Below are 13,691 nucleotides of genomic sequence, written 5' to 3' on the forward strand. Positions count from 1 at the left end.
CCATCTATATACAATGAGATTTTAGCCTGACATTTATAAGGAAAAAAAATGCTTTCAGATCGCGAAGTGCTCAGTACTCTAGCAATGCTCCGAAACGAGCATTTGGACGTTCGTACCGTAACGCTTGGTGTCAGCCTTTTTGATTGTGCAAGTCACGACTTTGACGTGTTTGCTGATCGGGTTCGCACTAAGATTAGACTTTATTCAGAAAAACTTGTGTCTACCTGTAATGAGGTGGGCGATAAGTACGGTATTCCTATCGTAAACAAACGCATCAGCGTAAGCCCTATGAGCGTTGTGTGTGCTTCTTACACGCCGGAACAGATGGTGAAAGCGTGTCAGATTCTTGATGAAGCTGCACAGGAAGCTGGTGTAGATTTTCTTGGCGGCTTCGGTGCGCTGGTAGAGAAAGGCATGACCAAAGGTGATCGTGCTCTTATTGATTCTTTACCGGAAGCATTGGCGGTGACGCAGCGCGTATGTTCCTCAATCAACGTAGCGTCTTCCAGAAGCGGCATTAACATGGATGCTGTTGCTCTTATGGGGCAGCGTATCAAAGATATCGCAGCACGTACCGCAGACAAAGACGGCCTTGGCTGTGCTAAGCTTGTTGTATTTGCAAACATTCCTCAGGATGTACCGTTTATGGCTGGTGCCTACCTTGGTGTAGGTGAGCCTGAAGCGGTAATTAACGTGGGTGTTTCCGGCCCGGGCGTTGTTAAAAAAGCAATCGACCGTGCTATGCAGGATGGCAGCGCGAAGAGCCTTGGTGATATTGCTGAAGTTATTAAACGCACCGCATTTAAAGTAACCCGCGTTGGTGAAATTATCGGTACTGAAGTAGCGCAGCGCCTTGGACTTCCTTTCGGCGTAGCTGACCTTTCGTTGGCTCCGACTCCGGAAGTTGGTGACTCTGTTGGTGAAATCTTCGAAGCCATTGGTCTTTCATCCATTGGTGCTCCGGGTTCTACCGCTGTACTGGCAATGCTGAACGATGCTGTTAAAAAAGGCGGCGCGTTTGCATCTTCCCACGTTGGTGGTCTTTCCGGTGCGTTTATTCCTGTGTCAGAAGATTCCAGCATTGCAGCAGCAGCTGCATCCGGTGCGCTGACTTTGGAAAAACTTGAAGCCATGACAAGCGTATGTTCTGTAGGGCTTGATATGGTTCCTGTGCCGGGTGATATCTCCCCAGCAACACTTTCCGGTATTATTGCCGACGAAATGGCAATTGGTATGATCAACAACAAAACTACTGCTGTGCGTATCATCCCTGTTCCTAATAAAGGTGTTGGCGATAATGTATCTTTCGGCGGTCTGCTTGGTGAAGCCAAAATTATGGCTGTGCCGGGTGGTAACGCAGAGAAGTTTATTAAACTTGGCGGCCGTATTCCTGCGCCGATCCACAGTTTGAAGAACTAGACTGTTCTTTCCATACAAATAAAAAGAGCCGTTCTGCATATGCAGAACGGCTCTTCTTGTATTTGTCTTATTGCGTAAACAGACTAGCTACCGCAGCAGCAGTCAGTGAGTGCGCTAAGAGCGTATTCCTGACGTTCGCGATATTCTTCCTGTTTACCTTTGTTCCAGCGCTTAACTGGGCGGTAGTAACCTACAACGCGGGTGTAAACTTCTGCTTCGTTGCCACAAGTTGGGCAATTGAAGTGTTCACCGTTGATGTAGCCGTGTTCCTTACAAATGGAGAAGGTCGGAGTTACGGAGATGTAAGGAATTTTAGTATTGGTCATCGCTTTGATGAGGTAATTCTTTACGCTTTCCGGTTCCGGCACAGCTTCGCCGAGGAAGGAGTGGAATACGGTACCACCATTGTAGAGGGTCTGCAGTTCGTTCTGGTGCTCAAGAGCGTAGAAAACGTCACCGGTAAGACCTACTGGAAGCAGGGTGGAGTTAGTGTAGTAAGGTACTTCGTTACCAGCGCAGATGATGTCTGCGTAGAGGTCTTTGTCTGTTTTAGCAAGACGGTAGCAAGTACCTTCGCCCGGAGTTGCCTCAAGGTTGTAAAGGTGGCCGGTTTCTTCCTGGAAGCGAACTGTAAGGGAACGCAAGTGGTTGAGGACGCGACGCATGAGGCGCAGACCGCTTTCAGTTTCGATACCTTTACCGAGCAAGTTGAGGCATGCTTCGTGACCACCGATAAGACCGATGGTGGAGAAGTGGCCTTTGTAGCCGTTTTTGAGGTAGCGACGAGAGAACGGGAACATGCCTGACTCGAGATGGTGTTCGCAAAGTTTGCGTTTGAACTCGAGAGAGTCTTTTGCCATTTCTGCGTATTCTTCAACGAGGTCGAGGAAATCTTCTTCGTTGTGCGCAAGGTAAGCAAGTTTAGGCAGGTTCAGGGTAACAACACCGATAGAACCGGTGAGGTCGCCAGCGCCGAAGAGGCCGCCTGTCTTTTTGCGGATTTCACGAAGATCCATCTGCAAACGGCAGCACATAGAACGAACATCTTCCGGATTGAGGTCGGAGTTGATGAAGTTCTGGAAGTACGGAACACCGTACTTGGCAGTAAGTTCCATAAGAAGCTGAGCAGGAACGGAATCCCAGTCAAAGTCTTTAGTAACGTTGTATGTAGGAATAGGGAAAGAGAAGATACGGCCGTCTGCGTCACCTTCGAGCATAACCTCGAGGAACGCACGGTTGATCATATCCATTTCTTCCTGATAATCGCCGTAGGTTGTGTCCTGGAACGCGCCACCGATGATGATAGGTTCCTTAGCAATATGCGCAGGAATAACCATGTCGAAGGTAAAGTTGGTGAACGGGCTCTGGCCACCCCAACGGGATGTTGTGTTCAGGTTGTAAACGAGTTTCTGGATCTGCTGACGAACAGTCGGGTAATCGAGTTTGTCGTTACGGATGAACGGTGCAAGGTAGGTATCAACGTTGTTGAATGCCTGTGCGCCGGACCATTCGTTCTGCAGGGTGCCAAGGAAGTTTACAATCTGGCCACATGCGGAGTCGAAGTGTTTTGCTGGTGCAGAGCAGCAGCGGCCTTCAAGGTTAAACCCTTCGAGAAGCAGGTCGCGCAGGCTCCAACCGGAGCAGTAGCCAGCAAGACCAAAGGAAAGATCGTGAATGTGGAAGTAGCCGTGAGTATGGGACTGACGGATTTCTTCCGGATATTTGTCAAGCACGTAACGAGCCTGAACAGAGCCTGCCATATGCAGGATAAGACCCTGAAATGAGTGACCCATGTTGGAGTTTTCGTTTACGCGCCAGTCGCTACGATCGAGGTAGCTTTCGATCATGCTGGATACGTCGAAGTATGCCTGATCCTGAGTACGCATTTCGCGGCGTTTTTCACGGTAAATGATGTAACGCTCTGCAACAGCATACAAGCGAGCTTCCATGAGTACTTGCTGCACTGTGTCTTGCACTTGTTCTTGCTCTGGAACTTCCACATTCGAAAGTTTTTCTTCAACTTTGCGTGCAAGTCGTTTGGAGAGAAGTGGATCTTTGATGCCACTGCCTTTGAGGGCTTTGAGGATAGCTTGGGCAATTCGTTCGAGGGACCAAGTTTCGATGCAACCGTCTCGCTTGAGGATCTGTTTCGGCATTAGAGCTCCGGACGTCATGAAGTGCAGGCAAAATTAGAGCATACGAATAGAACGCATGCGCCAGGACAGCATTTCGACATCTTCAGCCTGAGATGTGTATATAAAGGCAGAACCTCAACATACGCAGGCACAGGTTATGGATTATTTTGATAGAATACCGGTAGTACGCTTTGATACCGGTAGAACTTCAGGAAGGTGGCTGGCTTTCTGACTTGTACTGCCGTGGGTGGCAACTTCGATGAAGACAAGTGAGATTACAGCGGCAGGACCGCACCGGATTAAGACCGGATTTCCTTTGCGCCTTTCGGCCCCTGAAGGAGTATTCTTTGGGTGCCACAGAGCTAACAAAAAGCCCCTTTGGCATCAAGTGTGGAGTTGTGCATATTCGCCCAATCCACAAGTAATTCACAATGTAATACTCTTAAATAAAAGCAATATTTTTTTTACGCACAAATTCAATATCCACTTTTTTTCACTTGAGAGTTGACACGAGATTGTTTACTCCAAAAGGTGATCTACGGGGTGACTAAAATTGCTCTGTAGACCCTGCAAACTGTGACTTGAGTTACGGAAAACAGACTGAAAATTGGTTACACTCAGGTGATGTGTTATTCTAATTAGTTGCGCTTTTGCTTTTAAAAAGTGAGCAAACTGTGTAAAAAGTAGTGTTGTCACTTTTGAGCGTTTGGCAAACGGATGATCTAAGAGTCATGTTGTTACCGTGCGTCATGTGTGAGAAGGATACAGCATTACATAATCACGATAGAAAAAACAGGGAGAGAAAATGAGAGCATTGATTATGGCGTTAAGCTTATGCTTATTGCACAGGTTGCTGTTGCAGCTCCTAAAATGTCCGAACCATCGGTAAAGAGTAATTATAAAAACAAAATTCAGTGCGGGTATCTTGCACTTGAGATGCGTAAAAATGAAGTTGCCAATGAATATTTCACCGCGGGTGAAGCAATGTTCAAAGACCAGAACCCTGACGCGACCGATATGGATATAGCGAAAGTTTTTTCATACGAGCGTGGGTTTATGCATGGCTACCTTGCCGGTCAGATGGGATCAGTTTCCTCAATGAATGAAGTGAATAATGTATTTGCTCATGCGTATGAGAATATGTGTGTGAAATCTGCGGATAAGCCACAGCTGAAAGAAAAAACGAAGAAATAAGTCTTATTACAAATAAAAAAAGCCTCGTACGTGTTGTACGGGGCTTTTTTTATTTCTGGAAGATATAGTGATAGAAAATAGTAAGCATTTGGAACAAGCAGTTTTGTTTCTTTTGTGGTGATGCGTGTTCAATGCCAAACATCAATGGTTAAACCGTTCTGATTACAAGAAATGCACGGGGAAGTGATATTGGTATAGGAATGCGAACACAAATATCTAGTGGAAGCTAAGCGTGTTCTGCTGCCAGCATTTGTTTGAATTGGAGCACTGCACTTTGGTCTAGTCCGATGCTTTTAAATACTGCCGCAGTGAAGCTGACTGGCGCAGTTCCTGGGGCAGTGACGATTCGATTTTTAGAAACAGCCGAATTACTTTTGCTAAAGTGTTCAGCACCTGCGTATCCTTTTGCATTCTCAACAAGAAAATCGAGATTATGTGATGTGTGGAGCGTGTCATTAAGAAGCTCTGCCCGAGCAAGGGCTAAAGTTCCGCCGCATATACCTGCGACGACACCACCGGCAGAGTGTTGAGTCTGAAGCAGTTTGCTAATATTCGGTGCGCCTTCTGATGCCCAGATAGTGCCGCCAACAACAACCACAGCGTCAGGTGACCATTTGATTATCTCATCAAGCGGTTGCGAGACAACGGCAACAAGACCACCTTGTGAACGAACTTCCCCAGTTTCAGGCGCAAAAAACTGAACATCAAGTCCGTAGAATGGACCACCCGTTCCGGCAATCAGAGCGTATTCCCAATCTGCAAATCCTTGTGTGAGGATAATAGCCACTTTTCCCATTATCAGATTCCTTTTCGTATCAGGTATTGTCCGGCTCATCAGTCGTTGAAATTTTGCGTTACTGCTAAACAGCGACTTAATAATCGGGGTCAAGGGGGCAGTGCTCCCTTGCGGGGATGCAAGGGGCGGCCGCCCGCTTGCCCGCCGGAGGCACCAAAACATTATTCAATTGTCTTCCAACCCTTGCCACGATGATGCTCGGGAACATTTCGCATTCCCTGAATAACTTGGCACGGCGAAAGACGTTGGTTCTTTAATAGCCTGTTATCCAGTACAACAACGAGTCCTGAATCCGTCTCACGTCTAATGAGCCTTCCTGCTCCCTGTCTGAACTTGATGGCTGTTTCGTAGCGATAGCGCTCCCAGAATACACCATCAGGCAGGAAGCGCTTTCGAGCATCCATGAGCGGGGAATTGGGCGCCGGGAACGGCAGTCGGGTTATGACAACCTGTGTGAGCGTCTTCCCGGGGAAATCTACTCCGTGCCAGAAAGTTTCGACCCCGAATAAAACGCTTTCGCGTGTTGTACGGAATTCTTCAATAAGCGCTGTGGCTGGCTCGCCCTTTCGTTGGAAGAGAAGCGGATAACTACCGTCGTAGGTAGCTTCCAGATTCTTGCGCAGGGCTTCTAAATCTTCATAACTGGCGCACAGAACGAGAGTCGCTCCATCGTTGTATTCTATGAGCTTGGGCAGCACGTTGAGTGTGTATTCCAGCCATAGCTTTTTGTGTTCGTAGAGAGCGCTTGGGGCATCTGAAGGAACAACAAGAGAGTAGTCCGGCGTGAAAGGCGGTGCTACTCGGGCAACAAAGCATGGCTTCGGCGGTGCTTCTTCATCTGAAAATTTTAGAATATCCGCTTTTCCCAACCCGAGCGTACGCCGGTACGGAGTAAAGCTGGACTGATGAGTGAGAGTAGCGGATGTCAGAATAACGGTGTCACGCTGTTTGATAATGGTTTCACGGATAAAAGCACCCATGTAGACTTGCCCGCCACAGAGTATCCAGTTGCGTGGAAAAACGTGGATAGAATTCCACGTGCCGTCCTCATGTAGTCCTTTTCGAATGAGCATGAGGTTAACGCTGATTTCTTGCAGCAGAGTACGCATTGTGCGGCAACGGGATATGGTCTTGTATCCTAATGGAAGGTCACCCGCCTTCTTGCCTGTAAAGAACGCTGAAAATTCGCTGATGCGCTCCAGATGCTTATTGAGAATCGCAAGGTCTTTTGCTGCATCCCCTTCTGTAAATGCCTTGTGAGCAGGCGTGACGGGCACGGCTCCAAAAGCTGCACCCTGATTCATTTGTTTGAACTGGTCACGCAGCGCACCTATTTTTGTGACGGTGTACGCAATTTCGCTAACCACAGCCTCGGCCTGATTTTCTACTGCTTCCGTTGTGGAAGGCGCAAGAATGAGCTTGCGGCATTGTTCGCGCAGGTAGCGGCAGTAGAAGAAAATATCTGATGTTGAAACTTCAGGACTTAGGGTTGTGCGAACGGCATCCTCAAAGTGGTTTGCTTCGTCGATAACGCAATGCTTGAATAAATCGCTCAGAAGCGGATCGCTTTCCATCAGCACTAATTTGTTGTGGTTGGTGATGACGAGGCGAGATTGTGCTGCTTCTGCGGTGACAATATTACCGGGGCATCGCTTGTGGGTGCTGAAACAACCGCTTCCCGCTGAAACCTCCTGCGCAATATTGCTCAGGGTTCGTCCCTCGTCAAAATATGCACGCAAGCGCGGCGTAACGTCATCTAAATCTGCGATGCGATAATGGTAGCAGATGTTGGCAAAATAGAGCCACGAGAGCAGTTCTATGCCATCCAGCAGGGGAGATAGGATGTCATTTAACTTCTGCGCACAGACGTAGTTTGATTTTCCTTTGATGAGCGAAACGGGGATATCGTTGTACTGTCCAAAAAGTTCACGACATGAGTCCAGCTCGTTGCCAAACAACTGCTTCTGTAAGCTTTTAGTGTAGGTTGCGATTGCGACACGCTGCGAAGGATTCCGCTTTAAAAATTCCATAACAGGCAGGAGATACCCGAGAGTCTTGCCTGTACCGGTTCCCGCTTCAATGCAGGCAACAGCGTTGGAGTTTATGGCGTGCGCTATGTGTGACGCGTAGTCAACTTGTGGCTGCCGAACAGTATATCCCTTGCGTTTATGGGCAAGCTGTTCATAGAGCTGCTGAATATCGTCTTCAGGGAGTTCCTGATACGCTTCACGTTCAACGGTAATTTTTTCTTTTTTTGGCGCTGTGTCTAAAAATTGTTCCCAGTCTGCTGTTTCCGGTTTTGATACCGGAGTAATGAGCGCATTGCCGAAATAGCTGCTGTAGTGTTCAAGAACATGGCAGCAGAAGGTGCCGAAAAGCGTGTTGCTTGTGCCCAGATAATAGCGAAGGGCGCTTGCAGCAGGAAAAGAGGTGTCGTTTAACACAGTGCCGAAGAGGTGCTGTAAAAGGTCGACACAGATACCGGCACCTTCCAAGGCGGTGAAGCTAATTTTTTGACGCTCTTGCTTATGGAGATATTCCCATAACGATTTAGCTGTGGCGGCTCCTGTCCACGGCATGAAATAATCTGCCAGTAGTGCGGCATCGATGATGCGTTCGTTATTGCAGAGCGGCTCCAGCGAGATGATATGCCCGTTCGGAACGTAGCCCACCACATGCTCAATACCTTCCAGAAAATCTTGAAGATGACCGGAGACAGTGATTTCGTCCGGAGCATTTTTGAGTTTTGCTTCACTTAGCTGTGAGTGAGTATATTCCCGCGCTCGAAGTTTTTCGGAGCGAATATTGGAGGCGAACTCTGTTATCGTGGCATCTTTTGAAATGCGCAATGCCGCAACGGAGTAGATTCGCTTCTCGCCGTTGCTAAGGCTGCGTTCATGCCCGAAGACAATGGCAATATCTTCGATGGGAGTAGTAAAAGGACGAAACATATCTTTGGCATACCAGAACCAAACAAGCCTGTCAGTTGTGAATTATTACAAGTGGTTTTACGCCGCTATCGGGTCGTATTATAAATAAAAATCAATATGCCAGATGATTGCAGACAATAGCTCAGCACTTCTGCGGGATGCAGGTGCAGGGTCTACTCAGCAGAAAAAATAAAAAGGCAGCCGTGAGACTGCCTTTAAAATATGGTCATTTTATTTTCGCACAAGGAGCGGCTTAGCCAGACTCTTGAAGTGCGTTCCGTGTTCATCAGGCGGATTACGCCATAGGTGACCACTGCGAAGCAGCAGGTCGTCTGACGCTTTTGGTCCCCACGATCCGGCTTTGTACGGATGTAATGGAGCTTTTTCCGGATGATCACGCCAGAAGTTGAGAACCGGATCAACAACTTTCCACGCTGCTTCAACGCCTTCGCGGGAAAGGAATAGCGTGCGGTCACCTAACATGCAGTCAAGCAGCAGGCGTTCATAAGCATCCTGCGGGGCGGTGTCGAACACTTCATCATACTTGAAGGAAAGGGACAGACTCGCCATACAGGATTTTGGCCCTGGCTGTTTGGTATGAATGGTTAGATCAACACCTTCGTCAGGTTGAATCTTCATAACCAGAATATTAGCTGGCATTTCATGTTGTGATTCAAACCCGAACACAGAATGCGGAACACGTTTGAAGGTTACGGCAACTTCAGACTCGCGCATGTTTAGTCGCTTACCGGAGCGCATGTAAATGGGAACACCCTGCCAGCGCCAGTTGTCGATGTAGAGCTTCATACCTACAAAGGTTTCCGTGGTGGAATCCGGCGCAATATTGAGCTCGTCGTGATAGCCCGGTACGTCTTTTCCATCCATTGTTCCCGCTGCGTATTGAGCGCGAACAATGTTTTCTTTCAGTGTGCGTTCCGACCACGGGCGTATTGCTTTTAACAACTTAACTCGTTCTCCCTGAACATACTCAGCTTCAAACCGAGTTGGTGGCTCCATGGTGACGAGTGAGAGCATCTGCAACATGTGGTTTTGGAACATGTCACGTAGACACCCGGCTTCTTCGTAATAGCCGCCTCTGTGTTCAACGCCGACAGATTCAGCCACGGTTATTTGAATATTATCGATGTACCGCTGGTTCCAGAGTGGTTCGAACATAATATTCGCAAAACGGAGCATTAAAATGGACTGCACCGTTTCTTTGCCGAGGTAATGGTCAATGCGGAAAATCTGCGACGGTTTGAGCATGGAGGTAAGATGCTTATCCAGCTCCAATGCCGACTGTAAATCGTGGCCGAACGGTTTTTCGAAAACAACACGCGCCCACGGGTCCTCGTTCTCCCCTTCCACAGTAAGACCGGATTGCGACAAGCGGCTTACAACGGTTGGGTGCAGTTGTGGTGGAAGCGCAAGGTAGAAGAGTTTGTTTTCTTTTTTTGAAAAGTCATCTTCGCATCCCGAAGCTTTTTTCTGCAACCGCTTGTATGCTTCAATATCGCTGTAATCGCCGGACGTGTATCTGCACTGTGAAAGGAACGAGTCGAGGATTTCTCCCTTTGTGTCCTCGTGTGCATCAACAAGTGCTTCGCGCACTCGCTCCCGAAAATCCTCATCAGTCATCTCTGTACGCGCAAAACCTAATATGTAGAATTTTGAAGGCATGAGTTTGCGCAAGTACAGATTGAACAGCGAAGGGAGGAGCTTTCTGTACACAAGGTCACCGGAGGCACCGAAGATGATTATCCCGCAGCCTTCCGGCTTCTGCTCTTCGCACGGAGTGTGCGTTGGGGTCATCCTAGCTTTGATATTAGGCATGGGCGTTCCTACTCTTTTTTCACGGCATGACCGCCGAATTCGTTACGCAATGCTGCAAGTACTTTGTTAGAGTAAACATCTTCCTGACGTGATTCAAAACGCTTGAAGAGTGACTGGGCAAGCACAGGAGCGGATACGCCGTATTCAACGCTATTGAGCACTGTCCAGCGTCCTTCACCGGAATCGTCAACGAATCCTCTGATGGATGAAAGATCAGGATCACGTTCGTAGGCGAGCACCAGTAATTCAAGAAGCCAGCAACGGACAACGCTGCCTTGTCCCCAAAGATCTGCAATGCCACCAAGGTCAAGCTTGTCGAAAGGACCATTGCGCATAAGGTCAAAGCCTTCGCCGATGGCTTCCATCATGGCATATTCGATGCCGTTGTGAACCATCTTAACAAAGTGACCGGAGCCTACAGGGCCAACATGCTTCCAGCCTCGTGGTGGTGCCAGAGTGTCGAATATCGGCTTGGCGCGCTGGACGAAGCGGTCTTTGCCGCCGACCATTGTGCAGTATCCGATTTTTAAACCCCATACTCCGCCCGAAACACCGGCATCAATGTAGCCGCAGCCTTTTTCAACAAATGCTTTTGAATTTTCCTGATCATCTTTCCAATAGGAGTTGCCGCCTTCAATGACCAGATCATCCGGATCAAGTGCTTCCAAAATTTCTTTTAAGGCCATCTTGGTGACATTGCCGGAAGGCAGCATGCACCAGACTGTGCGGGGGCCTGTAAGTTTTTGCACTGCTTCTTTAATTGTCTGTGCACCGGTAGCACCTTCGCCGACCATCACGGCAACTTTATCAGGTGAACGGTTCCAGACTACAACATCATGCCCATCTTCCATGAGACGACGAGCCATGTTCATTCCCATTCGACCAAGACCGATCATTGCTATTTGCATACGATTACCTCTGAAAAGTAATTTGGTTTCTGGTAAAAAATGAATTCAACTTACAAAGTACGTGAGCTGCGTTGTTAGTGCAATCCGCAGTCATTATATTTGCAGGTGCGTCTGACTATTGAGATGAAGTTATTTTATTCTCCTAATCCGCAATTTCTCATTCTTTGATCACGCGAAAGTTCGCTCGTTCGCGGCTGCCAGTTTATTTATCTACGTACTCGCCTCGCGTAAAAACGGGTCAAGGGGGATTCCCCCTTGCGGATGCAAGGCAGCGCCTTTGCCCGCCGGAGGCATGCTCACCCACCGGAGGTACATTCGTTTGTCAGCAAAATGAGTTCCTGCTATGCTTCCCAAATGCGAATCGTAGTTCTATCAGATATTCACGCAAATTATGAAGCCCTTACTAGTGTGCTACATGATATTGCCCAGTCTTTTCCAGATGTTTCCGAGATAATTTCTCTTGGTGATATCGTGGGCTATGGCCCGGACCCTGAGTTGTGTGTTAAAACCGTTCAGGAACACGGTATTATTTCTATTGCTGGAAACCATGAACTTGGTGTCGGGCGTAGTAAGTATCGTTCCTGCTTCAACAAGCAATCTGTTGAAGTGGTAGATAAAACAGCACAATTGCTCTCTGAAGAATCGCTGGACTACCTGCGGTCGCTTCCCCTTGTGCTTTCGTTGCACGGCACTCTGTTTGTTCACGGGCTGCCGCCTCGGTCGGCATTCCAATATATTTGGGAGTTGGACGACGAACGGGTTCTGCTAAAATTTTCTCGGTTTCCCGAACAAATTGCTTTTCTTGGTCACACGCATGAGCTTGGGCTTGTCAGCGCTGCAAACGGCAGTGTGGTGCGTGGCGACTTGAAAGAAGGCACTCATACCCTCGATTTTACCAGCCGGTATATGGTGAATGCAGGCGCGGTGGGGCAACCGCGTGATGGCGATCCGCGGGCAAAGTATCTTGTGTGGGATACAGAATCTCATGAACTTATAGTACGCTGTGTTGCGTATGATCCCACAGAGACCGTTGCCAAGATGAAGGCAATCGGAATGCCGGAACGATACGCCAGACGACTGCTGCCGTAGTCCACAGGGAAAATACATGAAGATTGGACGCTATACAGTATGCGGCCTGCTTGGCAGGGGCGGTATGGGAGCTGTTTTTAAAGCTCGCCAGCCGGTAACTGGACGTATTGTTGCTCTCAAAGTTCTCAAGCCTTCCGAGATGATGGAAATGTTTGTTGATCGGGATGAACTTATTGCGCGGTTTGAATCCGAAGCGCGCATTATGGGAAAACTTGATCATCCTAATATCGCTGCCATATGGGATTATGATATTGCTGACGGCACGCCGTTTTTCATCATGGAGTATTTTTGCCGTAACCTTGGCATGGTAATCGGTGAAAGCTACCGTGTGGAAGCACCAACCCGAAAACTTCCGCTTACAACCGCAGTCTCATATGCGACGCAAACTCTTGATGCTCTGTATAGAATGCATCAGGCTGGCGTTGTGCATAGGGACGTGAAGCCGTTCAACCTTATGATTACAGGGTTGGATGAAATTAAGTTGATTGATTTCGGACTGTCGCGCCTTCGTGGAGAAATGAGGCCGACCACAGCCGCAAAGGGTGAACGTATAGGCTCCCCATACTACGCAGCACCGGAGCAGGAAGCAGCACCGGACAGTGCGGACGGCAGGTCGGATATTTTTTCTGTAGGTGTCATGTTATACCGAATGCTTACTGGGGTGTTGCCTACAGACGAAGCAGTGTATACAAACAATGTTGTTCCGCGTGCCAGCCAATATTCTCTTGATCTTGATGCTGAGTGGGATGCCTTTTTTGATACGGCAATGGCCTTTGACCCTGAAGACCGTTTTGCGACAGCGAAGGACATGCGCATTGCGCTTGAAACTTTGGTGGCAGCATGGCGTGATCGGGTCGACAATGAATGTCGTTTTATTGATGAATTTGCTGAAACCCCGCCGTGCCCGACGGATGCGCCTGTTCTGCGTACAGCGCCTGTAAAGGTGCGTCTTGCAGAGGCTCAGAAAACTTTTGGGTTGGATTCATTATGGCGTCCCGCTTGTGTTGGTATGGCAGACCTCACTGATAATGAGGACGGAACCGTGACGGATTCTGTTACAGGAAAAATGTGGCAGCAGTCCGGTAGCGAGTTTGCATGTACATGGGACGAAGCCCATGCGTATATTGCATCGTTGAATGAAAAAAAATTTGCAAGCTATCAGGATTGGCGGTTGCCGACAGTGGACGAACTATCGTCACTAGTGCAGGAACCACCGGAACTTGGAGCTTTTTGTGTGCCGCAACTTATGGACAGTGCACAGGATACACTCTGGACGTGCGATTCAAAGTCATATATGGCGGCATGGTTTGTGAGTGCATCTTTGGGTTTTGTAGGCTGGCAGGATATGACATGTCAGTTTGCTGTCAGAGCGGTGCGCGGATAGACA

At 48.4% G+C, this 13,691-nt stretch carries 9 protein-coding genes and 1 riboswitch; of the genes, 4 read left to right on the forward strand and 5 right to left on the reverse strand.

The features are described 5' to 3' along the window. Positions 1–48: 48 nt before the first annotated feature. On the forward strand, positions 49–1,419 hold the full coding sequence (locus MKHDV_RS01880) for a PFL family protein (protein WP_160711707.1): 1,371 nt from the start codon (positions 49–51) through the stop codon (positions 1,417–1,419). 83 nt (positions 1,420–1,502) lie between these two features. Here MKHDV_RS01880 and MKHDV_RS01885 read toward each other — a convergent pair whose 3' ends face one another. Further along, positions 1,503–3,575 (reverse strand): ribonucleoside triphosphate reductase, encoded by a 2,073-nt coding sequence (locus MKHDV_RS01885; protein ID WP_160711709.1) that lies wholly within the window; start codon positions 3,573–3,575, stop codon positions 1,503–1,505. Positions 3,576–3,747: 172 nt separating this feature from the next. Continuing rightward, positions 3,748–3,905, reverse strand: a riboswitch (cobalamin riboswitch). A gap of 483 nt (positions 3,906–4,388) precedes the next feature. Between MKHDV_RS01885 and MKHDV_RS01890 the strand changes: the two genes are divergently transcribed. After that, positions 4,389–4,748 (forward strand): hypothetical protein, encoded by a 360-nt coding sequence (locus MKHDV_RS01890; protein ID WP_160711711.1) that lies wholly within the window; start codon positions 4,389–4,391, stop codon positions 4,746–4,748. A gap of 226 nt (positions 4,749–4,974) precedes the next feature. On the opposite strand, the gene MKHDV_RS01895 is transcribed toward MKHDV_RS01890, so the two are convergent. The 4 genes from MKHDV_RS01895 to gnd form a co-directional block, all read right to left on the reverse strand. Further along, positions 4,975–5,544 (reverse strand): DJ-1/PfpI family protein, encoded by a 570-nt coding sequence (locus MKHDV_RS01895; RefSeq protein WP_160711713.1) that lies wholly within the window; start codon positions 5,542–5,544, stop codon positions 4,975–4,977. 161 nt (positions 5,545–5,705) lie between these two features. After that, positions 5,706–8,495: an ATP-dependent DNA helicase gene (locus MKHDV_RS01900; protein WP_160711715.1), complete on the reverse strand. Its 2,790-nt coding sequence runs from the start codon at positions 8,493–8,495 to the stop codon at positions 5,706–5,708. A gap of 210 nt (positions 8,496–8,705) precedes the next feature. Further along, complete coding sequence (gene zwf, locus MKHDV_RS01905) at positions 8,706–10,307, reverse strand: glucose-6-phosphate dehydrogenase (RefSeq protein ID WP_160711717.1); 1,602 nt, start codon at positions 10,305–10,307, stop codon at positions 8,706–8,708. 8 nt (positions 10,308–10,315) lie between these two features. Continuing rightward, a complete protein-coding gene (gnd, locus tag MKHDV_RS01910) occupies positions 10,316–11,215 on the reverse strand; it encodes a phosphogluconate dehydrogenase (NAD(+)-dependent, decarboxylating) (protein ID WP_160711719.1) in 900 nt (299 codons plus the stop codon). A gap of 354 nt (positions 11,216–11,569) precedes the next feature. On the opposite strand from gnd, the gene MKHDV_RS01915 reads away from it, so the two are divergent. Both MKHDV_RS01915 and MKHDV_RS01920 read left to right on the forward strand, forming a co-directional pair. After that, positions 11,570–12,304 (forward strand): metallophosphoesterase, encoded by a 735-nt coding sequence (locus MKHDV_RS01915; protein WP_160711721.1) that lies wholly within the window; start codon positions 11,570–11,572, stop codon positions 12,302–12,304. 16 nt (positions 12,305–12,320) lie between these two features. After that, positions 12,321–13,688 (forward strand): DUF1566 domain-containing protein, encoded by a 1,368-nt coding sequence (locus tag MKHDV_RS01920; RefSeq protein ID WP_160711723.1) that lies wholly within the window; start codon positions 12,321–12,323, stop codon positions 13,686–13,688. Positions 13,689–13,691 lie beyond the last annotated feature (3 nt).

The sequence above is a fragment of the Halodesulfovibrio sp. MK-HDV genome (genome assembly GCF_009914765.1).
Lineage (GTDB): Bacteria > Desulfobacterota > Desulfovibrionia > Desulfovibrionales > Desulfovibrionaceae > Halodesulfovibrio.

Bases quoted from the DNA above. Each gene is read 5' to 3' on its own strand.
- MKHDV_RS01880 (WP_160711707.1), top strand. From the start codon at position 49: ATGCTTTCAGATCGCGAAGTGCTCAGTACTCTAGCAATGCTCCGAAAC.
- MKHDV_RS01885 (WP_160711709.1), bottom strand. From the start codon at position 3,575: ATGCCGAAACAGATCCTCAAGCGAGACGGTTGCATCGAAACTTGGTCC.
- MKHDV_RS01890 (WP_160711711.1), top strand. From the start codon at position 4,389: ATGCTTATTGCACAGGTTGCTGTTGCAGCTCCTAAAATGTCCGAACCA.
- MKHDV_RS01895 (WP_160711713.1), bottom strand. From the start codon at position 5,544: ATGGGAAAAGTGGCTATTATCCTCACACAAGGATTTGCAGATTGGGAA.
- MKHDV_RS01900 (WP_160711715.1), bottom strand. From the start codon at position 8,495: ATGTTTCGTCCTTTTACTACTCCCATCGAAGATATTGCCATTGTCTTC.
- zwf (WP_160711717.1), bottom strand. From the start codon at position 10,307: ATGCCTAATATCAAAGCTAGGATGACCCCAACGCACACTCCGTGCGAA.
- gnd (WP_160711719.1), bottom strand. From the start codon at position 11,215: ATGCAAATAGCAATGATCGGTCTTGGTCGAATGGGAATGAACATGGCT.
- MKHDV_RS01915 (WP_160711721.1), top strand. From the start codon at position 11,570: ATGCGAATCGTAGTTCTATCAGATATTCACGCAAATTATGAAGCCCTT.
- MKHDV_RS01920 (WP_160711723.1), top strand. From the start codon at position 12,321: ATGAAGATTGGACGCTATACAGTATGCGGCCTGCTTGGCAGGGGCGGT.